Annotated in this window: 31 protein-coding genes and 1 pseudogene; 20 read left to right on the top strand and 12 right to left on the bottom strand. The window is 63.9% G+C overall.

Features of this window, described 5'->3' with window-relative positions:
• The 9 genes from ssb to G020_RS0105105 form a co-directional block, all read right to left on the bottom strand.
• The coding region (ssb, locus tag G020_RS0105150; protein ID WP_024328867.1) for a single-stranded DNA-binding protein at positions 1-392 on the bottom strand (392 nt) is incomplete at its 3' end.
• Positions 392-574, bottom strand: coding sequence for a carbon storage regulator (locus tag G020_RS0105145; protein WP_024328866.1), 183 nt, complete (start codon positions 572-574; stop codon positions 392-394). The genes G020_RS0105145 and ssb, both read right to left, overlap by 1 nt.
• Positions 574-780: a hypothetical protein gene (locus tag G020_RS0105140; RefSeq protein WP_018935690.1), complete on the bottom strand. Its 207-nt coding sequence runs from the start codon at positions 778-780 to the stop codon at positions 574-576. Before G020_RS0105140 ends, G020_RS0105145 begins: the two co-directional genes overlap by 1 nt.
• A complete protein-coding gene (locus G020_RS0105135; protein ID WP_018935689.1) occupies positions 773-1,030 on the bottom strand; it encodes a hypothetical protein in 258 nt (85 codons plus the stop codon). Before G020_RS0105135 ends, G020_RS0105140 begins: the two co-directional genes overlap by 8 nt.
• Positions 1,027-1,647 (bottom strand): HNH endonuclease signature motif containing protein, encoded by a 621-nt coding sequence (locus tag G020_RS0105130; RefSeq protein WP_018935688.1) that lies wholly within the window; start codon positions 1,645-1,647, stop codon positions 1,027-1,029. Before G020_RS0105130 ends, G020_RS0105135 begins: the two co-directional genes overlap by 4 nt.
• Before the next feature lie 257 nt (positions 1,648-1,904).
• Positions 1,905-2,915, bottom strand: coding sequence for a DUF1351 domain-containing protein (locus tag G020_RS0105125; protein WP_018935687.1), 1,011 nt, complete (start codon positions 2,913-2,915; stop codon positions 1,905-1,907).
• A 16-nt stretch (positions 2,916-2,931) separates the two neighbouring features.
• Positions 2,932-3,591 (bottom strand): lambda exonuclease family protein, encoded by a 660-nt coding sequence (locus G020_RS0105120; RefSeq protein WP_018935686.1) that lies wholly within the window; start codon positions 3,589-3,591, stop codon positions 2,932-2,934.
• The gene (locus G020_RS14650) at positions 3,588-4,370 is read right to left on the bottom strand and encodes an ERF family protein (RefSeq protein WP_018935685.1); all 783 of its coding nucleotides are present in this window, start codon (positions 4,368-4,370) and stop codon (positions 3,588-3,590) included. The genes G020_RS0105120 and G020_RS14650 overlap by 4 nt, the downstream gene beginning before the upstream one ends.
• A gap of 117 nt (positions 4,371-4,487) precedes the next feature.
• On the bottom strand, positions 4,488-4,778 hold the full coding sequence (locus G020_RS0105105) for a hypothetical protein (RefSeq protein WP_018935683.1): 291 nt from the start codon (positions 4,776-4,778) through the stop codon (positions 4,488-4,490).
• Positions 4,779-4,942: 164 nt separating this feature from the next.
• Between G020_RS0105105 and G020_RS0105100 the strand changes: the two genes are divergently transcribed.
• The 3 genes from G020_RS0105100 (at position 4,943) to G020_RS0105090 (ending at position 6,796) form a co-directional block, all read left to right on the top strand.
• Positions 4,943-5,161, top strand: coding sequence for a hypothetical protein (locus G020_RS0105100; RefSeq protein ID WP_018935682.1), 219 nt, complete (start codon positions 4,943-4,945; stop codon positions 5,159-5,161).
• Positions 5,162-5,289: 128 nt separating this feature from the next.
• Positions 5,290-6,168, top strand: coding sequence for a DNA-processing protein DprA (locus G020_RS0105095; RefSeq protein WP_026287609.1), 879 nt, complete (start codon positions 5,290-5,292; stop codon positions 6,166-6,168).
• A 49-nt stretch (positions 6,169-6,217) separates the two neighbouring features.
• Entirely contained in the window at positions 6,218-6,796 is a 579-nt protein-coding gene (locus G020_RS0105090) for a hypothetical protein (RefSeq protein ID WP_018935680.1), read from the top strand.
• 119 nt (positions 6,797-6,915) lie between these two features.
• Here G020_RS0105090 and G020_RS0105085 read toward each other — a convergent pair whose 3' ends face one another.
• Together G020_RS0105085 and G020_RS15495 are read right to left on the bottom strand one after the other, a co-directional pair.
• Positions 6,916-7,578: a LexA family transcriptional regulator gene (locus G020_RS0105085; RefSeq protein WP_231363045.1), complete on the bottom strand. Its 663-nt coding sequence runs from the start codon at positions 7,576-7,578 to the stop codon at positions 6,916-6,918.
• A gap of 84 nt (positions 7,579-7,662) precedes the next feature.
• Positions 7,663-7,842, bottom strand: a pseudogene (locus G020_RS15495) (helix-turn-helix transcriptional regulator); the annotation flags it as partial.
• 96 nt (positions 7,843-7,938) lie between these two features.
• On the opposite strand from G020_RS15495, the gene G020_RS15615 reads away from it, so the two are divergent.
• The 12 genes from G020_RS15615 (at position 7,939) to G020_RS0105020 (ending at position 15,262) form a co-directional block, all read left to right on the top strand.
• Entirely contained in the window at positions 7,939-8,196 is a 258-nt protein-coding gene (locus G020_RS15615; RefSeq protein WP_018935678.1) for a YdaS family helix-turn-helix protein, read from the top strand.
• 98 nt (positions 8,197-8,294) lie between these two features.
• Positions 8,295-8,681 carry a hypothetical protein gene (locus tag G020_RS0105070; protein WP_018935677.1) on the top strand — a complete coding sequence of 129 codons (387 nt, stop codon included), beginning with the start codon at positions 8,295-8,297 and terminating at the stop codon, positions 8,679-8,681.
• A complete protein-coding gene (locus G020_RS0105065; RefSeq protein WP_018935676.1) occupies positions 8,678-9,088 on the top strand; it encodes a hypothetical protein in 411 nt (136 codons plus the stop codon). Before G020_RS0105070 ends, G020_RS0105065 begins: the two co-directional genes overlap by 4 nt.
• Entirely contained in the window at positions 9,060-9,869 is an 810-nt protein-coding gene (locus G020_RS14765; RefSeq protein WP_024328864.1) for a hypothetical protein, read from the top strand. Before G020_RS0105065 ends, G020_RS14765 begins: the two co-directional genes overlap by 29 nt.
• Positions 9,866-10,627 (top strand): hypothetical protein, encoded by a 762-nt coding sequence (locus G020_RS0105055; protein WP_018935674.1) that lies wholly within the window; start codon positions 9,866-9,868, stop codon positions 10,625-10,627. Before G020_RS14765 ends, G020_RS0105055 begins: the two co-directional genes overlap by 4 nt.
• Positions 10,627-10,941: a MarR family transcriptional regulator gene (locus tag G020_RS0105050; protein ID WP_018935673.1), complete on the top strand. Its 315-nt coding sequence runs from the start codon at positions 10,627-10,629 to the stop codon at positions 10,939-10,941. The genes G020_RS0105055 and G020_RS0105050 overlap by 1 nt, the downstream gene beginning before the upstream one ends.
• Positions 10,938-11,384 (top strand): hypothetical protein, encoded by a 447-nt coding sequence (locus tag G020_RS0105045; RefSeq protein ID WP_018935672.1) that lies wholly within the window; start codon positions 10,938-10,940, stop codon positions 11,382-11,384. Before G020_RS0105050 ends, G020_RS0105045 begins: the two co-directional genes overlap by 4 nt.
• Positions 11,381-11,659, top strand: a complete 279-nt coding sequence (locus G020_RS0105040; RefSeq protein WP_024328863.1) for a hypothetical protein — start codon at positions 11,381-11,383, stop codon at positions 11,657-11,659. The genes G020_RS0105045 and G020_RS0105040 overlap by 4 nt, the downstream gene beginning before the upstream one ends.
• Positions 11,656-12,135, top strand: coding sequence for a hypothetical protein (locus tag G020_RS0105035; protein ID WP_018935670.1), 480 nt, complete (start codon positions 11,656-11,658; stop codon positions 12,133-12,135). Before G020_RS0105040 ends, G020_RS0105035 begins: the two co-directional genes overlap by 4 nt.
• 181 nt (positions 12,136-12,316) lie before the next feature.
• Complete coding sequence (locus G020_RS14890) at positions 12,317-12,835, top strand: DUF1441 family protein (protein WP_018935669.1); 519 nt, start codon at positions 12,317-12,319, stop codon at positions 12,833-12,835.
• Positions 12,828-14,951 carry a terminase gpA endonuclease subunit gene (locus G020_RS0105025; protein WP_018935668.1) on the top strand — a complete coding sequence of 708 codons (2,124 nt, stop codon included), beginning with the start codon at positions 12,828-12,830 and terminating at the stop codon, positions 14,949-14,951. Before G020_RS14890 ends, G020_RS0105025 begins: the two co-directional genes overlap by 8 nt.
• Positions 14,952-14,953: 2 nt before the next feature.
• The gene (locus G020_RS0105020) at positions 14,954-15,262 is read left to right on the top strand and encodes a helix-turn-helix domain-containing protein (RefSeq protein WP_156002698.1); all 309 of its coding nucleotides are present in this window, start codon (positions 14,954-14,956) and stop codon (positions 15,260-15,262) included.
• A 222-nt stretch (positions 15,263-15,484) separates the two neighbouring features.
• Here G020_RS0105020 and G020_RS15250 read toward each other — a convergent pair whose 3' ends face one another.
• Positions 15,485-16,228, bottom strand: a complete 744-nt coding sequence (locus tag G020_RS15250) for a hypothetical protein (protein WP_156002695.1) — start codon at positions 16,226-16,228, stop codon at positions 15,485-15,487.
• Between the two features lie 361 nt (positions 16,229-16,589).
• On the opposite strand from G020_RS15250, the gene gpW reads away from it, so the two are divergent.
• Genes gpW through G020_RS0104995 form a run of 5 tightly spaced genes read left to right on the top strand, consistent with a single transcriptional unit; the run spans position 16,590 to position 21,195 of the window.
• Positions 16,590-16,835, top strand: a complete 246-nt coding sequence (gene gpW / locus G020_RS0105015) for a gpW family head-tail joining protein (protein WP_018935666.1) — start codon at positions 16,590-16,592, stop codon at positions 16,833-16,835.
• Entirely contained in the window at positions 16,835-18,433 is a 1,599-nt protein-coding gene (locus G020_RS0105010) for a phage portal protein (RefSeq protein WP_018935665.1), read from the top strand. Before gpW ends, G020_RS0105010 begins: the two co-directional genes overlap by 1 nt.
• Positions 18,430-19,767, top strand: a complete 1,338-nt coding sequence (locus G020_RS0105005) for a S49 family peptidase (protein ID WP_018935664.1) — start codon at positions 18,430-18,432, stop codon at positions 19,765-19,767. The genes G020_RS0105010 and G020_RS0105005 overlap by 4 nt, the downstream gene beginning before the upstream one ends.
• A gap of 15 nt (positions 19,768-19,782) precedes the next feature.
• Positions 19,783-20,154: a head decoration protein gene (locus G020_RS0105000; RefSeq protein WP_026287607.1), complete on the top strand. Its 372-nt coding sequence runs from the start codon at positions 19,783-19,785 to the stop codon at positions 20,152-20,154.
• Between the two features lie 15 nt (positions 20,155-20,169).
• The gene (locus G020_RS0104995; protein WP_018935662.1) at positions 20,170-21,195 is read left to right on the top strand and encodes a major capsid protein; all 1,026 of its coding nucleotides are present in this window, start codon (positions 20,170-20,172) and stop codon (positions 21,193-21,195) included.

The following is a 21,195-nucleotide window of genomic DNA, read 5'->3' as shown; positions in this document are numbered from 1 at the left end:
TAACCGCCGCCGTAGCCACCACCGGCAGCAGCGGCACCGCCGGCGCCACCGCCGCCGCGTCCACCGACCAGCTGCATGTCACTGGCGACGATCTCGGTGGTATAGCGATCCTGACCGTCCTGCCCCTGCCACTTGCGGGTCTGGATCCGGCCCTCGATGTACACCTGGGAGCCCTTGGACAGAGACTGCGCGGCGATGTCGGCCAGACGACCGAACATCACGACCCGGTGCCATTCGGTGTTTTCGCGCCGCTCCCCGCTCTGCTTGTCGGTCCACTGCTCCGTGGTGGCCACGCGGAAGTTGGTGACGGTCGCCCCGCCGGGCGTTTCGCGCTTTTCGGGGTCGGCACCGAGGTTGCCGAGAATGACCGCCTTGTTGACTCCGCGAGCCATCAGTCCGTCTCCTGCTTCTGTTCCTGGTCGCGTTGGCGACGCACTTCCTCGCGGTCGATCCGCATGTCCTCCGGGGCCGTGACGCCGATCCGGGCCTGCGACCCGTTCACGTCCAGCACCTCCACGGCGATGTCCTCGCCAACCATCAGCCGCTCACCTACCTTCCTGGTTAATACCAACATCAGCTCGTCTCCCTCAGTTGCTTCTCCAGCTTCCGGACCCGCGATTCCACGCGAGCCCGGACCGTCTTTTGCAGCCCCGGCACCTCCAGCGCATCCCGGCATTCCTCCAAGGTGAAGCGGTCCACCATCTGCCGGCGGCTGTCGGTGTCCACCGTCTGGATCTCGCGGCCCAGGGTCTCGTCGTATCGGGCGAACGGGTTATTCATCGCTGCCTCCGTTGATCATGCGCATCTTCCCGCCGCCACCCGGCATCCGACGGTCGTCCGGGATGAACCCCGTGCCCTGGGTCTGCTCGGTCGCGCGCAGGTAGTCGACCTCGACCTTGGCCGTCTCGGTGATCTGCTTGCTGACCTCGCAGATGGTCTTCGCCTTGTCGATGTCCATGTTCCCGGCGCGCAGGTCGCGCAGGGTGTCGAACAGGTGCGTGCGCAGGTCGTCGATCTTGTCGGTGCTCATGCGGATTCCCTCCGGTTGATCTGGCGTTTCAGGGCACCGCGGAGGCGGATCACGTCCGCGATCTCCTTCGGGTAGCGGGTCAGGAAGCTGTTGCGGCGCATCAGCTCGGAGCGGGGGATGCATTCCAGGCGGTCCGGGGTGATATCGGACTCGACGGTGGTGTGCATGCCCTGGCGGAACACGACCGCGTGACCCTCGGGCACCGGGCCATGCGCTTCTTCCCAGACCAGCCGTGCGACCGGGACCCAGCGGCGCGCCGGCACGATGTCGCGTGAGTCGGTCACCTTGCGCTCGAGTATCCCGTCTCGGGTGACGCGGGTGCTGCCGATGGGCTTGTAGTTCGGGGACTCGCTGGGTGCGCGTCCGGGCTTGAACCGCGTCTCTGCCGAGCGGCCGCCGGCTTTGTGACGCTTGCCCTTGTTCCAGCTCGTCTGCCCAGGGCGGAACTGCCCGGGGCCGGACGCCAGGTATTCCGGCGACTTGCTCAGCCCCAGAGTTACGGCGCGGTTGCTCACTGACGATTCGGACCGCCCCAGCACCCACGCGATGTGCTGGTTAGATCGGCCCGGGTACAGGCCCCGCAGCACCTTGTCTTCGTCTTCTGTCCACTTCGCCATGCCTGGCTCCTCGTCTTGTGGCTCTTCGCGCCATCCGGTGGTGCGGTCTCGACTTTCCCAGACGACCTTGGTTAGAAGATCAGCGTGAGACCACACCCCGCATGCCGCGGGAAACGGCCCGTCTCGTGGGCCCTACGGCTTCGCCCGAGGCAAGAGGCCTCGTCTCCGCTGCGGGTGTTGCGCACCGCCCGCGGGCGCCCTGCGTTACCGGCCGGACCCTGGCAGGGGCAGGGCATGGCCTCCGGCCGGTGATGGAATCAGGCGGCGGCCTGGTGTCGATGGATCTCGATCCGCGTCAGGCTGGTAATCCCCGCGGACTCCATCTTCTTGCGCAGGGCCGACTCGAGTTGTTCGTCGCTGACCCCGGGCGGGACTTCGGTCTCGAAGGTGCCGACCACGGTCACCGCGTGCTTTCCGGGGGAGGATTCCCGCGGGGGCGGGTCCGGGGTGTGCTGTTCCGTCGTGTCCATCGGAGCAGTGTGCTGCTGCGGCTCGGAGTTGATGGGGCTCGCATCCGGCCGGTTCGCCCGGGTCGCTTCGGCGGCGGCCGCCTGGCGCTCCTGGCGTTCCTGTTCGCGCTGGCGGGCCACCTGCTCACGCTGCAGCTCGGCCTCGAGGATGCGCTGCAGCTCGGCCGAGTAGGTCGCGTCGTCGGATTCCAGCACCCGGTGAACGTGGCCCTGCGTGAGGGGCGCGGACAGCCCGGCTCGGTAGCTGGCGTTCTCCAGCTCGAGAAGGCGCATGCGCACCTTGTCCTGCCGGGCCTTGTCCTCGCGCACCCGGGCCTCCAGGGTCTCGCGCGGGCCTTTGGCCAGGTTCCCCTTGGCAGTGACGGCAGTGACCTTCACCAGGTCCTCGATCTCGGCGCGCTGGTGGTGATCCTCGACCTCCAGCTCGTCCCAGCCATCGGCCCGCAACGCGCTCAGCATTTCGCGGGCTTCTTCTCTCACCTGGTCCTCGTACTTCTGCACCTGTCCCAGGATCCCCTGGCGCGCGTCCTCGCACTTCGATTCGAGGGTCTTGATCTGCTTCTCGAAGGCGGCGATTGGGGCTTTGGCTTCGTCGGCCGCGGCCTTGCGACGGCTCGCCAGCTCGCCCTTGAGCTTGTTGATCTCCGTGGCGGCGGCCTTGGCGTCCTTCACGCCGTCCTCGGTGACGACGGTTTCGTACTGCGCCAGGCGTTCGTCCAGCGCCTTCTCCAGCTGCTCGAAGTTCAGGTCGAGCACGGCCGGCTGGGTTTCGATGCGGATCAGGTTCTGCATTTCCATGGGTTACTCCGTGCGATCAGAAGATCGTGTCGAGATCGGGTTCTTGGGCCGGGATGGTGTCTGGGGCGTGCATCGGTTCGCTGCCGCGCCGGACCTTCTCGACGATGTCCGCCAGCTCCTGGTTGAACTGGTCAATGGCGCGCGAGATCTTCCGGATGCGCTTCTCGTCCCGGTACACGCGCTTGATGAACGGCGGCAGGCCGCGGCAGTAACTGATGAAGTCCCACCACTCCCGCTCCGCGACCCAGATCAGGCCGTCGATCTGGGGCATGTGCTCGGCAGGCACTTCCTCCGCCAGCAGCACCTCCAGGTGAAGGTGAGGGAGCTTGGTCTTGACCTCGCATCCGCCATCAATGCCCACCAGGCCATCCGGCGAGCCTCCCTTGTCTCCGTTACGGATGAACCCGACCTGCTCCACGTCTACCTCGCGAATGAACCCGTAGGTCTCGCGCGCCTCGTCTTCCTGTTCGTGGCCGCGCCGTGTGTGCTGGTTGCTGAACCCGGGCATGGGCTCGCCGGTCAGGATCTCGCCGGCGAGCTTGAGCATGTAGGTGCGCCGGGTTTTCCCTTGCCCGCGGTCGATCAGCTCGCCGAACTGCGAGGCTGTGGGGATCCCAGCGCGCACGCGCAGCCACTCCTCAGTGCCCTGTTCGATGTCGCGGTGGATCTCGATCATTGCGAGGCCCCGTTCTTCTGGCTCTGCTTGTGCTTCAGCATTTCCATCGCGCGCGGAAACTGATCGGCGCGCAGATCGGAGAGGGGGATACTCCGGCCGTTCGGAATGCCGGCGAAGGCCCAGTCCTTGAACCGGTCGATGTCCGATCCCGTGGCCTCCAGCATGTCCTCGATCTGGCTCAGCTGTTCGTCGCTGATCTTCTCGACCGGAGTTCCTGCGTCGCCGCCGTCGTCGTCCTGGTCACTGGCGGCGAGGCCGGTGGCCGCGAGCAGGGTGTACCGCTGCAGGTAGGTGATCGTGCTGCCCACCTGCTGGAGGCCGTTCTTGTTCCCGCTGTTGTCCGGCTGGCCCGCCAGCGTCACGCGCTCCTGGTGACCTTTCTCGTGCGCTACGATGCAGGTCACCTTGACCTGGTTGCCTTCCTGTTCCGTGGTCCAGCGGAAGGAGAGCCCGTGCGGGGCCATGGCCTGGCTGATCACGTTGGAAACGTGGTCCAGGGTGGCGTGCCGGTAGTGGGTGCGGCCCTTGTTGCTGGTGAAGTCCACCTCGGCATTCTTCTCGATCCGAGGCGGGTCGGCCTTGAACGCTGCCATGGCGCGGTCGAACGCCTTGCGGGCTTCGTTGGTCTCCCAACGTTCGTGCATGTCCATCAGGCGTTCCAGCTGGTCGGCCTGGCCGGACTGGACGGCCTTTTCGGCCAAGGCCAGCATCGGCGAGGACACCGGTGGCTGATCCTGTTCGATGGTGGCAACGTCGGCTGCTGCATGGTGGCTGGTCACGTCAGGACCTCCGGTTGGTGATTGCTTCGAAGACATCCGCCAGGCCTGCGAGGACGGCAAACATGCCGAACACCGGTGCCACGTAGGCGAGGGCGACGAAGGCTGTCTCCAGCGAGCTCATGCCGGAGCCTCGTCCCGCAGCACGTCCAGCACGAGACACGAGAACTGCAGCGGATCGCGCTGTGCCCGGTTGGCCATGCGTTGAACGGTGTCCATGTGATCGCGCAGGGCGATCGTCACCGCCCACTCGGCACCGGAGTTCAGGAATTCCGCCGCGACTTCCTGGCTGCCGAAACTGCGTGTCAGGGCGCGACCGCAGCCTTCAGCCACCGCCGCGACCACCTCGGGGTCGGCGTCGACCTCGTCTGCGACGCGCTGGATGTTGGTCTGCGTGGGCTTGTCGTACATGACCGTCCCCTTTCGTATCGGTAAAGGCGATAATAGGAAAAACCGATACCCTACGTCAACAGGAGAAAATGGTTGTGCCGATACTCCCTGATATTGCGGAAACGAGGTTAGTCCTCAGGTAACTCGGCGGCTACGATTCAGGGCAACTTCAGAGAGGAACCGGCATGAGTGAAGAACGGCGACCCACGACGGTCACGCTTGGGGCGATGCTGATTGCGGTTAGCGGGGCGTTTCTGGCGGGGATGGCGGCTGGCGCGGTTTGGGAGGACCGCGCCGGCAGCTACAGCACGGTCGATGAGTGCGTGCTGGAGCACTACGCGGGCGGGAATGAGCTTGAGATGATGGCCCTGGAGCGACGGTGCGAGGCCACGATGGGGGAGTAAGAGGCAGTGCCAGCCTGGCCATTCCGATATCTCCGTCCCCAGTGATGGCCGGGCATGGTTGCCTGCATAGGCGTGGTAAACTATCCCGAACGATTCACGTTGGTGGACCGCAATTCATGCAGCTACCCTTGGAAGCCGAGACAGCTGACTTCCCCGCCGTCTCCCCATGGTTGGAGATGGGGGCGTACGAGGCTCTGTGGCTGAAAGATGGCGTGAACACCTTCAAGAAAGTTGCTGATCTGTTTCGGTCTAACCCTGGTGCGCTTCCCTCTGAATTGGTTTCCAGGGAGGAAGCTGAGCGTCGGGCAAACGAGGTTCAGCAAGTTCTTTGGCGTGCCGGCGTGCGGTCGTTCGGGGTTCGTGTGCACCAAGCTGGGGAGTACCCACAGAAGTTGCGCGATGCGAGCCATCCCGTCGAACTTCTCTACTACCAGGGCCGGTGGGACCTGACAGAGCTTCCGTCGGTAGCAGTGGTTGGTGCTCGCAAACCCAGTGATGAAGGCCGTGCGCGCGCGCGCAAGTTAGCCAAGAAGCTGGTCGAGAGCCGTTACACGGTCGTATCCGGGCTTGCGGCGGGCATCGATTCCGAGGCGCACAAGGCGGCGATCGATGCTGGCGGGAACACCGTCGCTGTCATCGGGACGCCGTTGAGCCACAACTATCCGAAAGAAAACAAGGAGTTACAGAGTCAACTGGCTAGGGATTTTCTAGTGATTAGCCAAGTTCCTGTGCTGCGTTATGAGCGTCAGGGACCGAAGCAGAATCGCTTTTTCTTCCCGGAGCGCAATGTGACGATGTCCGCCCTGACCGAGGCGACCGTCATCGTGGAAGCAAGCGACACGTCAGGAACGCTAACCCAGGCCCGTGCGGCCCTAGCGCAAGGTCGCAAGCTCTTTATCCTCGACAGTTGCTTTCAAAACAGCCAGATAAGCTGGCCGTCCCGGTTCGAGAGAAAGGGAGCGGTCCGGGTCAGAACGTTCGAAGACATTTTGGACCACCTTGGGTAACCAACGTTTCAGCCGGATCGATCAGCTTACACGGGGTGAACACGCCCGGTTGAGCGATGACGATGAGTGCTACTACCTCCGCGAGTACGCGTCAGGAGAAAGTTACAGCTACAGCGACACTAACCAACTGATCTTCAACCTAAAAAAAGGACCGGAGAAGCGGGGGACCGCTGAGTGGAAGTACAAACGCAGAGCTATCCAGAAAGCCGGAAGGATGCTTCGCGAGAGCATGCCGAAAAAGTGGCTTCAGGACGGTACGTTCGTCCCGGTCCCGCCATCCAAAAACCCATCGGACCCAGACTATGACGACCGCATGTGGTGGGTTCTGGAGTCCGTCGGCGATATTGACCGCCGCAAGCTAGTGGTTCAGGACCGCTCGTTCGCCCCCGCCCATTTACGGGGCCCCGCCCAAAGGCCTACAGTCGACGAGTTGGTGAGTGCTTACCGCATCGACCACGACCAGGCCGACCCTCCGCCAACCCGTATTGCTGTCGTCGATGACGTGCTGACTGCGGGCACTCACTTCAAAGCGATGCAGCATGTCCTGCAAGAGCATTTCCCTCAGGCTCGTATCGTTGGCCTGTTCATTTCCCGGCGGATATGGCCTGAAGACGACGAGCCGTTTTAGCGCAAACGACGGCAAGTACCAGAGCCGGAATAACTCCCTACACAGTTCCATAGGCGAGCTTCATAAGGGAGGCATTCTTCGGAAGGTCCAGCTGTGGAAGGGGGAACCCTGACAGCTGGTCATCGGAGGTTCCTCTTGTGCTGGACGACCGGGCCAATCAGCGAGCCCGGGTTGCCGGAGTCGATGGTGATGGTCGCGTAGTCCGGATTCAGGGGCACCAATTCATAGACCGGGTGCCCCTGGCTGTCCCGGCCGCGGTCTCGGTATTTCTTGACGGTGGCCTCAGCGTCGCCATTGACCCTCGCCACCACAATGTCGCCGGGGCGCACCGGTGCATCCGGGTCCACGATGATGATCTCGCTCTCGCGGAAGTCGGGTTCCATGGACCGGCCGCGGATCTCCAGGGCGAAGGTGTGCGGGCCTAGGGCCTCGGCCGATGCCGGATCGAGCCACTCGTGCCGGTGGCCGTCGCCGCACTCGTAGGCGTCTACGATCTCGCGCGGGGAGCCAGCTTCTACGTAGTCGATCACAGGGATACACCGCGCGTTTTGCACCGTCGGGATCGCCGACAGTGCGGCCTGGGATTCGGCCGCACCTAGGGTGCATTGGCTGTATTCCCCGTCCCGCCATCCTGGGTAGTACTCGTCCAGGATGTCTTCAACATGATCTGGATGGTCCAGCGCTGTTTGCTGGCTTGAAGATACCCCTATCTGGTCGACAAGTTGGACGATCTGCAGGTAGGCATCCTCATTTGGGTTGAACTGCTCCAGAAATGCCCGCAATGCCTCCTTCTCCCGACTCGTTACACCGTCGATGTCTCGGTTCGGGACTCTCTTGCTACCTCCACCGCCCCCTATCAGATCGCTGGGGGTGACGCCAAGGATGCGAGATATACCGTCGACCTTTGGCCAGCGCGGGGTGTGTTTGCCGGTTTCCCAGCCGGCAACCGTAGCTTGGCTGACGCCCATCTTCCGGGCCAGCTCAACCTGGCTCAGCCCCGCGCGCGCCCGCGCGTTACGTATCCGATGTCCGATTTCTGTACTCATCACGGCAAGTGTATAGGTAGACCCTAATCAGGTCACATAGGCCACGCCGGTCTTCCGGTGTTGCGAGATATAGGTTTAGACGATATTATTCGCCGTATGAGTGGAAATACCGATACTCGAGCGGCGCTGCGTCGGGCGTTGAAGTCACTCGATCCTCCGACGCAGGTCCATCTCGCCAAACGGATGGGCGTGTCTCAGCCGTCCGTGTGGGAGTGGATCCAAACCGGACGTGTACCGGCGAAGCGCTGTCGTGAACTGGAGGCTCTTACGGGGGTTCGGGCCGAGGAGTTGCGGCCCGACATCTTCTCCCCCGTAGAGCGCGATGGCGGCGTTCGTGCGAAGGAGTCGGCCTGAATGGCGCATGACGAAGCGCTCCTGCTTGGGTGCGCTTTTTTTGTGGCACCGGAGGGCTTTCCCACGCCATACCACCAAGACGGACCGAGGGGGAAACCATGAAACAAGAGGACCTGTGGCACGACAGCCTGGAAGAGGCACTGCGCACTGTAGTGATGGCGCTCGGCGGCCCGAAGAGGGTGGCGTCCGATCTGTGGCCGGGCAAGTCCATCACGGATGGCGCTCGGCACCTAAACCACTGCCTGGATACGGAGCGCGCCGAGAAACTTTCGCTCGGCGAGCTGGTGTGGCTGCTGCAGGCGGGCTCGCGCGCTGGCGTGCATACCGCAATGGCTCACCTGGCCGAATCCGCGGGGTACGCGGAGCCGAAGCCGGTAACGCCGGAAGAACAGCAGAGCGAATTGCAGCGCGAATACATCGCCGCGGCCAAGGCCATGGAGCAGGTCGTCAAACGGATGGAGCGCCTGCAAGGAGGTGATGCATGAGCTGGAACCCCGAGATTCCCCTGGAAGATCACCTGCCCGCCGAGGGCATCCCACTGATGATTTGCACGCCGATCCAGCGCGCGGCAGAGGCCGAGGACCGTGCGCGGGATCGGCTGGCGGACACTGCGGCCACCTGGTCGGAGGTCGAGATCCGGCGATGGCTGGAAGAGCAGCACCCTGTGATGCGCGCCGACATGGCGCAGCGCATCCGGACCCGAATCCCCGCTGGCAGGCCGGGTCAACAGCCTGCTGACTTCCTCCGCCGGTTGCCGGGGTCCAACCTCCGGCCTTTCTCCGGGTGGAGACCACAAAAAAGCCCCGGCTGGCTGGCGGGCCAAGTGCCGGGGCTCATCAACTACACGGACATAAGGATATCAGATGGCTCGAATTCGAACAATCAAGCCTGAGTTCTGGCAGGACGAAGATTTGGCCGCATGTTCACCGCATGCCCGCCTGCTGGCAATCGCTCTTCTTCAGCTGTGCGACAAGAACGGCGTGTTCAGAGCAATCCCGATGCAGATCCATGCCCATGCGTTCCCCTGGGAATCAGAGGTGAATATCCCGTCGCTTCTCGAGGAACTGGAGGGGTGTGGGTACGTGATTTTGTACCGCGTCGACGGGAAAAGCTACGGCCATATCCCCGGTTTCACCAAGCACCAGCGGATACAGGGAAAAGAAGCCACAGCGGATGGTCAATATCCGGCCCCAGATCAAGCAGATACGCATGAGGAAAAGCCAAGTATTCCCGGCGAATACGGCGGTGATTCCCGGGGTGATACAGGAAAGGGAAGGGGAAAGGGAAAGGGAACAGGGGAAAAGGAACAGGGAACAGGCGCGCAAGGCGCGAGCGGTTCTGGCGAACCGCGGCTTGTTCATTCGACCTCGGATCGCTTCGAGGAATTCTGGCAGCAGTACCCGAAGAAGAAGGGCAAGAAGCCAGCCAAGGAAGCATGGACGCGCAAGCGGCTGGATGGACGAGCCGACGAGATCATTGCCGACGTCCAGCTTCGAGCCGGAACAGATTCCGGGTGGCGCCAGGGATTCATTCCGAACCCGCTGACCTACCTCAACCAGGAGCGATGGCAGGACGAGATCCAGCGCGATGGGCCGCAGGGTCAACCGAAAGTCGCCAGCAACCAGGAGGCTGTTGATTCGTTCGTCCAGTGGGCGAAAGGAAGGGCGGAATGAACCCGAATACCGACGCCAAGCTGTTCGGCGACATCGTTCGCCACACCATGGAGTTCTACGACAAGACGGTATCGGACGGGGCGCTACGCATGTGGTGGGCCACCCTCGAGAAGCACCCTATTGAGGAGGTGCGGGCTGGTCTGCAAGCGCACCTTCAAGACCCCGACCGTGGCCGCTGGGCGCCGAAGCCTGCCGACGTGATCGCGCACATCGAATCCCGCCAGGCCAGCCAGTGGCCTGAGTCCGACGAGGCCTGGTCCACGGCGCTGCGGGCGATGGACGAGAACGACACTGTGATCTGGAACGACGAGATCGCCGCGGCTTGGGGCATTGCACGGCCGATTGCTGAGGCAGGCGACGAGGTGGGGGCTCGCATGGCTTTCCGCGAAGCCTACCGGCGTGAGGTGCGCGCGGCCCTTGAGGAGGGGCGCAGCCCCCGGGTCCGGGTGTCGGCCGGACATGACCCGGATCTCCGGCGGGACGCCATTACGCATGCCGAAGAGCGAGGCCTGATTACGCACGACCAGGCGAAGAACCTGCTGCCGCCACCCGAAGAGGGCATGGCCGATGAAGTGGCCGGTCTTCTGACTGGTGGCGTTGGGGAGCCGACGAGCGTGGAAGACGCCCAGAAACGTTTGCGAGGTATCAAGGAGCTCTTGGGGGAAAGCGACCACAGCGGAAAGATCGAGGAAACCCAGGAAGTGCGCAGGCGCCGTGAGGCGGCCCGTGCGGCAGCGAGAAGAGCGGAGGGAGCGTGATGCGAATCGAAACCCCGGCAAGCCGGCCGACCGACCCCGGCACCAGCGCGGTGGCCGAGCGCGAGATCACGGCCAGCGGCAAGCGTCACCAGCAGATGCTCGCGACCGTGGATCTCCTGCGCTGCCACCCCGGGCTCACCAGCTCGGAGCTGTCCCGCACGCGCACCGCGGAGAGCATGGGCCTCGACCGCTACATGATCGCACGCCGACTGCCGGACGCAGAGACAGCCGGCCTCGTGGAGCGCGGTCCATCCCGCCGCGACGTGATGACCCATCGGACCGGCGTGACCTGGTGGCCAAAGGAGGTGGAGTGAGCGGCCGTTTTCTCTTGCCCGCCGGGGATGCCGAACGCGGATACCCGCGGGCGCAGATGGCGGTGGATGCCCTGCGCGAGGCGGCCAAGCGCACGAAGGCGGACGGCCGGCCCCAGGAGGTGATCATCCGCGAGTGGCAGCCGCCGCGCACCGACCCGCAGCGCAAGACGCTGTGGATGTGGCACGGAGAGGTCGCCGCTGAACTGAGCATCCGCACCAGCCGCCGATGGGCCAAGGAGGACGTTCACGAGGTGATCTTCATCCCGCGGTTCATGCCGCCGCAGGGCACCGAGCTGGTGGACCCGGAAACCGGCGAGATCCTGAGCCGAAACAAGCGCACCAGCGAGGCCACGAAGCCGGAGATCACGGAGGCGATGGAGCGGTACATGGCCTGGTGCTACCAGATGGAGATCGAGATCACGGTGCCGGAGGAAGGGTGGTGAGCAAGCCGAGCCGCGAATACATGGGCCGCGTGTCCGAGGTGCCGTGCGTGCTGTGCGAGTGCCTGGGTATGCCCGGGGTGCCGGCCGAGGTCCACCACCTCCGCGAGGGGCAGGGCGCAAGCCAGCGGGCCAGCGACTACCTGACCGCGGCCCTGTGCCCTGAGTGCCACCGCGGCCCGATGGGCGTGCATGGCGACCGGGCGCTGCTGCGCATGGCGAAGCTCGAGGAACTGGACCTGCTGGCGCTGACGATCGAGAGGGTGATGAAGCGATGACGGACAAGCTGTACCTCGGTATCGACCCCGGCGCGACCGGGTGCCTGGCGCTGCTGGACACGCAAAGCGAGTACGTCGAGCACCTGCTGATGCCGACCACCAAGACCGGAAAACGCAGCCGGGTGAGCGGCGCGGCGGTGGGCGCATGGCTGGCGGAGTACAGCGGCCGGATCGCGCATGTGTTCGTCGAGCGCGTTGGGGCCCGGCCGGGCGAGTCGCCGCATGCCGCGTTCAGCTTCGGGCACTCCGCGGGTCTGGTCGAGGGTGTGATCGCCGCCGCTGGTCTGCCGGTAACGCTCGTGACGCCGCAGGTATGGAAGCGGCATGCCGGCCTGACCGGCAGCAACAAGGACTCGGCCCGGTCGCGAGCGGTCCAGCTGTACCCCGGCGTCCGGGATCTGGACCAGAAGGCGAAGGGGCAGGCCCTGGCGGACGCGCTGCTGATCGGCCGGTATGGAGTCGAGCGGTGTGTCTGAGGACGAGCGCCGCAACAAGGTCGCGCGGGGGATGGTGGCCTGCTGGAGCCGATGGCTATCCGTACTTACTGGGATGGGCGGACATGAGGGTCCTTCTGGCGGATGTGGCGCGTGCGGGTGCGGAGAGGCGCGAATTTCGACAGTTTTTGGCATGCCCTGTGCTTTGTTTCGTTGAGGGTCTATGGCGGATGTAGCGGAGACAATTCCGGAGTGCCGGAGGGCCAACAAGGCGGAGACGGCGTGGTTCTTCGATATCACGCTGCCCACCCTGGAGAAGTGGATCCGTGAGGGCTGCCCGGTGGTTCAGCGTGGGTCGCGCGGAGTGGCTTGGGTTCTCGATCTGCGTCAGGTGGCCGAATGGCGATACTCCGCCAAAACGGCGGAAGGCGATATCGACCCGGAAACCCTCCCTCCAGGAGAGCGCAAGCAGTGGTACGACGGCGAGAAGATGCGCCGCGAACTGCAGGTGCGTGATCGGGAATTGATCCCCGCATCCGAGGTGGAGGCGTCCGTGGCGACGGCATTCTCCGCCATCGCGCAGTCGCTTCTGGCCATGCCGGACAACCTGGAGCGCCGGGTCGGTTTGGATCCGGCTTCGGCCGAGGCCGCGGAAGCGGTCATCCACGAGACGATGAATGACCTGGTAGAGCGGCTTGGCGCGCTGGCGCCGGTCGAGGCACCGGAGGTGACTGATGGGTGATTACGCCTCGCCGTGGCCGGTGATCCGCGGCGCGAGCCATGCGTTCGTGCCGCCGCGCAAGGTGTCCGTGGCCGAGGGTGTGGAGCGCACGCTGGTGCTGAGGCAGCCGGGTGGGTATTCCGGACCTTGGTCGGCGAGCGAGACGCCGTACATGGTCGAGCCGATGAACATGCTCGCCAGCCGGCAGCATGAGGCGGTCTGCTTTGTCGGGCCGGCGCGCTCCGGGAAGACCCTCGGTCTGCTGGACGGATGGCTGGCGCATGCCGTCGTGAACGACCCGGGTGACATGCTGATCACGCAGATGACCCAGGAGAAGGCGCGCGAGTACAGCAAGATTCGCGTAGACCGGGCGATCCGTCACAGCCCGGAGATTCACCGCCTGATCAGCACCCGCGGGCACGACGACAACACTCACGACAAGCTGACCCGCCACGGCATGTGGATCAAGATCGGCTGGCCGAGCGCGACTCAGCTGGCGTCCTCGGATTACCGCTACGTCGCGCTGACCGACTACGACCGCATGCCCGACAACGTAGACGGGGAGGGGGCCCCTTTTGGACTGGGGGTGAAGCGCACGCAGACCTACCTGTCGCGTGGTATGTGCATGGTGGAGTCCAGCCCGGGGCGTGAGTACGTCGACCCACATTGGCAGCCGGGGACGCCCCACGAAGGTCCGCCGGCGTCGGGCATCATCGGCATCTACAACCGGGGGGACCGTCGCCGCTGGTACTGGCAGTGCCCGGACTGTTCCGAGTATTTCGAGGCCGCCCCGGGCTTGAGTCTGTTCGCCACGCTGCCCCCGGAGGAAGAACTCCTGGAGTCCGTGCGCAGCCTCGATCTGAAGCGAATGGCGCGCCAGCACGCATTCGTGTGCTGTCCGCACTGCGGCAGCCAGATCGAGGCGAAGTGGAAACACCATCTCAACGATATTCGCACTGCCCGCTGGGTGATGGATGGCATGAGCGTGACCCGGGATGGCGAGATGGTGGGTGAAGCGGTGGAGTCGAGCATTGCGAGCTACTGGCTGGGTGGCGTGGCAGCGGCCTACCAGAACTGGGAGTCGATCATCCTGCGATATCTCCAGGGGCTGCGCGAGTACGCGTTGTCCGGCTCGGACCTGACGCTGCGAACCACCACCAACACCGATCAGGCGGAGCCCTATCTTCCGAGGTCATTGCGAGGCGAGGCTGGCCAAGCCGAGCTGGCGGAGCTGTCCGAGGATTTCCCGCAGTTCATCGTCCCAACCGACCAGGGTGCCCGGTTCGTGACCGTCGCAGTCGACGTCCAGGGCGGTCAGGATTCCCGGTTCGTCATTCAGGCGCACGCGCATGCCCCGGAGCATGAGCAGTGGGTGATCGACCGCAGAGACATCCGGGACAGCAAGCGCCCGGGTTCCAGGTCATCCGGCTGCGCCCAGATCGACCCCGCGAGGTATCCGGAGGACTGGGAGGTTCTGACGGATCTGCTTTCATCCACATACCGCACACCGGTCGATGGAGAAGAGCTGCGCGTGGCGGAGATCATCGTGGACACCGGGGGAGAAGATGGGGTGACCGCCAATGCCTACGCGTGGTGGCTGTCTCTCCCCAACGCGCTGCGCAGCAGAGCCTGGCTGTACAAAGGTGCATCTTCGTCCAGTTCGGCGCCGGTCAAGGAGTCCAAGGCTTCGGACAAGTCGGCCGGCAGATCGCGGACGGTCTGGTTCCTGCTCTGCAACCCCAACCCTCTGAAGGATGCGGTTCTGAACGGCGCCTATCGTGAGGATTCGGGACCGGGAAAGATCCACCTGGGGAGCTGGTTGCGTGCGGATTTCTGGGACGAGATGCGGGCCGAGGTTAAGCAGGCCAACGGCAAGTACCAGAAGGTGCGAAAGCGGAACGAGGCACTGGACTTGTGCGCCATGACCAGGGCTCTGCTCGACCACATGCTGACGCGAAAGCGCAACCGGCTGGACTGGGACAGGCCGCCGGCCTGGGCCAGAGAACTGCACTCCAACGCCCTGCGCGAAGCTGCGGAGAGCCGCCGCTCCAGAAACGCCGAGCGTGACTCCCAGAATGAGCCTGAATCTCCGAGGCGTGCCGACCCGTTCTCCCCGATCCCCTTCAGCGAGACATGACCATGGAACAGAAGAACGACTTCCTGGAAATCATCGAACACGAAGCCCAGACCTGTATCCAGCGGTTCTCGCCGCTCGACCAGCGCATGGCTCGGGACCTGGCGCGCAGCATTTCGGAGCGGGTCCAGATGCGCGCTGGAGGAGACACGCATTACATCCCGCAGGGCGGTCGACCCGCGCGCGAACGGGCTATCGATATGCTGAAAGAGGGTCGATCCATCCAGGAGGTATCTCGAACGTTTCGTGTGTCCAGGCGAACCGTTCAGCGCTGGGTGCGTAACGCCTCACTCTCTGCTAAAACTCCTTCGTAACGCCCGGTTATGGCTGGAAACGTGCTTTGTGCCATTTGTACCACCACAGGGCCCCTGTTTCGATGGTGCAATCTAATAAATGGAAACGTCGTTTCCGGTTCATCCGTAGGGCATTGCTGTCCGTGCTGCGCTTTTCACTCGAGCCGCTCGCGTGCTGCTTTACCTCAGTTTGATTTGCCATCAGTTCGCGAAGAAAGACAAGTATTCTGAAGTTAGAATGGATCAAGAATCATCTCCAGAGTCCACTTGTATATGTAACGAATACTGGGATTGGAGCTGGTCCCCGATTGATGCTACCAAGCGGTTGCAATGGTTCATCGTATCGAGCAGATATTCATTATCGGCAAAAAGAAACATACCGTCCGTCTCACTCAGTGAAAAACCTACTTGTTCAACCTTTCTTCTGTAAGTTGGATTGACTTTCCAGTTGTTGTGAACACCTAAGTCTCGTCGCGCCTTTGCCTCGACGAAGTATGGCCAGCTTTCCTCGACCAATCTTGGGTTGATAGACATTAGTTCGGCAAGGTCTTTTAGATACTCCTTTGGGCTTTTATGCATCAAGCTTTGGAGATGTTTCTCAGCCGCCTCTAGAACCAGCTCGTCCCGTGTCTTATTAAGTGCGTCTTTGAGTTTGAATGGCTTGTTGCCAATTTTGTGTGGATAGTATAGGAGTAATATCTTGGTAACATCTATGAGATAGGTCTCCACTTCTGTAACAACACTCGTCAAGAGCATTCCGGCGAAGTGGTTTTCTATGTTCATACCGGCATTTGTTAAATTGCTTTCTAGGCTGCGAAACGACTTTGCCAGCTCTGGATCGCTCAGGTCGTCCTCGTCAAGAGATAATAGATGGCTGCTAACAAGAATCATGGCAGAGTCGGCTATAGCAATCGACTTTTGGTGAAACCTTTGCTGAATCTCTATGAGCGATCGACCGAGTTTGGCCTTAAATAGATCTGAACTCATTTTCGGGGTCCTTTTTGAGGTCTCTGTTCAATTGACGTGTACTACGGTTTTTTATGGTCGGGGTTGCCCCCCCCCCCCTAGGTTAACAGAATAGGTGAAACGACTTAACTTTGAAGGCGAAGCAAGCGGCGCCGCTGGAAGAGGCCTCAGGGTTGACCGTTCCAAGCATAATGCTATGAGTTAGAGAAAGAGTATGGGTGACGGTCGGCTGCGCAACGCGCTCGTTCTGTTGCGACCGATTACGTTATAGTTACCATGTGGAAGCGAGACTCCATTATGCGTGTTTCAGTCGGTGCGGGCGTCATTTCCTAAGACAATTGTCACCTAAAATTGTCCGAACGGGCGGGGTTACGGTCCACGCATGGACGCTGGACTGTTTCAACACCTCCCCCTCTCGGAGCTGCGCAAGCGGCGCGATGAAGCGCTGGACGGGCTCCATGCGCTGAACACCGGCAAGCGGTCGGTCACCCTGCGCTATGGCGACCGGCAGGTGCAGTATTCCGAGCCCGCGCGCCTCGAGGCCTACATCCAGGCCCTGAGCGGCGCCATCCGCGCGAAGAAAAACGGCCGCCCCGGTCGTGGCCCCATTACCCTGGGGGTCGGCTGATGGCCGGCCGTCGCCGCAACCTGGCCGAGCACGCCGCGCCGGAGCGCCCCGAGGCGGAAGCCGCGGCCCACACCGCGGCGGACCCGACCGAGCGCACTATGCGTGAGTGGATGCCGTTCGGCGGATCGGCGGATTCGGACCTGATCCCGGATCTGTCCACGCTGATCCCGCGCTCCCGCGATCTGTCCCGGAACAATGGCGTTGCCTCGAGCGGTATCCAGACGCTCAAGGACAACATCGTCGGCAACACCCTGAAGCTGTCGAGCAAGCCGCACTATCGCATGCTCGGCTGGGGGCGGGACGAAGCCGAGGAATGGTCCAAGGCCAACGAAACCGAGTTCGAGTCCTGGGCCAACACGGTGGAGGCCGATGCCGGTCGGCAGATGAATCTCCTGGGCCTGACCCTGCAGGCCCTGGGGGCCGCGTTCCTCAACGGGGACGCGGTGGCGCTCCCGGTCTGGGTCCCGCGGCCCGGCCACCGCTGGAACACCCGCATCCAGCTGATCGAATCCGACCGTCTGGCCACGCCGCCGCAACTCTATCACCGCGTCGATATTCGCGGCGGGATCGAGCTCGACCGTCATGGCGCGCCGGTCGCGGCCTACATCCAGCGCACGCATCCCGGCGATCGCCTCGGATGGCACCGGCTCAGCGAGCCCTATGCCTATGACCGCGTCCCGTGGTTTACGCCGGATGGCCTACAGCGCGTCATCCACCTGCACGACAAGGAACGCACGGGGCAGAGCCGTGGCAAGCCGATCGTCACCAGCGTGATGAAGGAATTCCGGCTGGCCGGGAAATACTCCGAAGCTCACCTGGAAACGGCCGTCGCGCAATCGATGATCGCCGCGTTCCTGGAGTCCGACCTCTCGCCGGACGCCGCCGCCGAATTGTTCGGTTCGAACCCGAGCCAGGCCTGGAAGGACCAGCTGTCCGGATACCACGGTCGCCTGCAGGGCGCGTCGGTGATCCCGCTTCCGGCTGGCGCCCGCATGAGCGCGTTCAACCCGTCCAGCCCGAACCCGGCGTTTGAGCAGTTCATGGAGTCGACCATGCGGCAGATCGCCACGGGTCTGAACATCCCGTATGAGCTGCTGCTCAAGGACTTCAGCAAGACCAACTACAGCAGCGCCCGCGCGGCCCTGCTGGAAGCCTGGCGCTACTTCCAGGGCCGCCGGCGCTGGATCAAGGACCACTGGCTGCGCCCCATCTATGAACTGTGGATGGAAGAGGCCGCATGGGCTGGCCGCCTGCCGGGCGTATCCCACGCCGACTACCTCGCCAACCGCTACGCCTACTCCCGCTGCCGCTGGGTCTTCTCCGGCCGTGGCTGGGTCGACCCGGTGAAAGAGGCCAACGCCGCCAAGATCCGCATGGAGGCCGGTCTCTCCACCCTCGAGGACGAAGCCGCGGAACAGGGCCAGGACTGGGAAGAGGTGCTGGAACAGCGTGCGCGCGAGCGCCGCAAGGCGCAGGAACTGGGCCTGACGGATCTGACCGAGCGGCCGGTCATGCACGAGCCCGTGGCCCCGGAGCGCGAAGACGATCCGCCGGCCTCCGGCGCGGCCGCCAACCCGACCCCGGAGGCCTCCGAATGAAGTACCCCCATCTCGCCAGCCGCATCTTCAACACCCCGTTGCTGATGCACCCGGAGAAACTGGACGCGATCATCGCCGGCCTTGGCGGCCGTCTGCTGGGGGCCGAACCCGAGCTGAATGATCACGGCCGCGATGACTCGCTTTTCACCACGCAACCGGGGGTGCGGCGCGCCGATGACCGGACCGGCCAGGTCTATTACGCCCACGGCGCCGGCCTGGCCCGGATCGACGTGTTCGGCGGCCTCGCGCACCGCACCCGCATGACTGCCGATTCCATGCTCATCCGCGGCTACCAGGAAGTGGCCCGGGCCATCGAGGCCGCCGCGGACGACCCGCAGGTGGAGACCATCGCCCTGAACCTGGACACACCCGGCGGCGAGGTCTCTGGTGCATTCGAGCTGGCCGCCTCGCTGCGGGACCTGGCCGGCGGCAAGCGCGTCATCGCGATGGTCGACACGCTCGCGCTCAGCGCCGGCTACCTGATCGCCTCGCAGGCGGACGAAATCGTGGTGACGCCGACCGGTCTGGTCGGCTCCATCGGCGTGGTGATGCGCCACGTCGATTTCTCCCGCGCCCTCGACAGCGACGGGATCGAGGTGACGCAGATCTTCGCCGGCGACCACAAGGTCGACGGCAACCCGTATGAGCCCCTTCCGGCCGCCGTGCGCGCGGACTTCCAGGCCGAAATCGATTCGCTCTATGGCGACTTCGTCCAGGCCGTGGTGGATGGGCGGGGCCTCACCGCCGAACACGTGCGCGGCACCCAGGCGCGCACCTACCGCGCCCCGGCCGCGGTCGAGGCCGGTCTCGCGGATCGGGTCGCCACTTTCGACCAGCTGCTTTCCGAGCTGCAGGCCACGCGGTCTGTGGCACTCCCTGCCGGGCAAGCCGCCCGGGCCAACGTCAGCGCAGAGGACATGACCATGACTGACAAGACCAAGGCGGCGGGCGATACCCAGCAGCCCGATGCCGCCAACTCGAACGAAGCCCTCGAAGCCGCCCGCGCCGAAGCGCACGCCGAAGGTCTGGCCGCCGGCCTGGAACAGGGCCGCGAGGAAGAGAAGGCCCGCGTCGCCGGGATTCTGGCGCATGCCCAGGACGAAGGCCGCGACATCGGCATGGCCAAGACCTGCATCGAACAGGGCCTGTCCCTCGATGTGGCCAAGAGCGTGATGGATGCGGCGCCGGTGCCGGCCACGCTCGAAACCAGCCGTCTGCCGAGCCTGGCCCACACCAACGGCCATGACATCGGCGCCGACACCGAATCCGGCGACTGGGACGAACGCGCCGCGGCCAAGGCCGCCGTCGCCCGTTTCCAGGGCTCGGCCCACTAACCGGAGGAACGACCAATGAGCCACGCAATGTTCGATAGCTCCGACTTCGAGAACGACATTCTCGTCGCCGGCAATGCCCACCTTCTGGTGGCGCGCTCCATCACCGTGAAGGACGGGCAGGAACTCAAGCGCGGTGCCGTCATCGGCAAGGACGGAGACGGCAAACACCTGCTTTCGAAGTCTGCGGCTGACGACGGCAGCGAGACGCCGGACCTGATCCTCGCGCAGGACGTCGACGCCACCGGCGGCGACACCGCCGCGATCGCCTACAGCCGCGGCGACTTTGCCGAGCCCGCTCTCACCCTTGGCGACGGTCACGACCTGGAGAGCATCCGGGAGGGCCTGCGCGAGAAGGGAATCATCCTCATGCCGGTCCAGGCCGCCTGATCAGGAGACTGACCAATGGATAACATGCTCTTTTCCACAAACTACATGATGGGCATTCGGGAAAGCCTGAAGCGCCCGTCGACTTTCCTCCTGGATCGGTTCTTCCCGTTCGAGCAGACCGAAACCAGCGAGGAAATCCACTTCGACGTGATCGATCGCACGCGTCGGCTTGCGCCGTTCGTGTCCCCGGTCGTGGCCGGCAAGGTGGTGGAGGCGAGCGGCCATACCACCAAGACCTTCAAGCCCGCCTATATCAAGGCCAAGACGCCGTGGGATCCCAACCGTCCTCTGAAGCGCGCGGCCGGTGAGTCCATTGGCGGGGCCATGAGCCCGATGGAGCGTCTCGAGATGCTGATGGTGCAGACCATGATGGAGCACGACGAAATGGTCTGGCGCCGCATGGAGGTCATGGCGTCTGAGGCGTTGCGCAAGGGTCAGGTCACTGTTCAGGGAGCGGACTACCCGACGCAGGTGGTCGACTTCGGCCGCAAGAGCAGCCTGACCAAGACCCTGACCGGCGAGGACCGGTGGGGTGAGAGTGGCGTGTCTCCGCTGGCTGACCTGAACAAGTGGGCCCTCGAAGCCCTGCAGGCCTCCGGCGCGAAGCCGGTCGACGTCACCCTGGATGTTGAAGCCTGGAAGCAGCTCAATCAGGACGAGGACTTCAAGAAGCGCCTCGACCTGCGCTGGGTCGACAACTCGCTCATGTCGATGGGCGGCCCGGATGCCCAGGGCGGCACCTACATGGGCACCGTCGACGGTTTCAACTTCTTCCTGTACGCCGACTGGTACATCGACCCGGCCGATGGCGAAGAAAAGCCGATCCTGCCGAGCCACACCGTGATCCTGTCCGGTCAGGCGCTCGAGGGCGCGCAGGCGTTCGGCGCCATCCGGGATGAAGCGGCCGGCTACCAGGCCGTGCCGATCTTCCCGAAATCCTGGGTCGAACAGGATCCGGCCGTCCGGTACGTGATGTCGCAGTCCGCGCCCCTGGTGGTGCCGACCCGCGTCAATCACTCCATGTGCGTCACGGTGCGGTGA

This window comes from Thioalkalivibrio sp. ALR17-21 (assembly GCF_000420185.1).
Lineage (GTDB): Bacteria > Pseudomonadota > Gammaproteobacteria > Ectothiorhodospirales > Ectothiorhodospiraceae > Thioalkalivibrio > Thioalkalivibrio halophilus.
The sequence above is the reverse complement of the archived record's forward strand: the minus strand, read 5'-3'. Positions and strand labels throughout refer to the sequence as shown.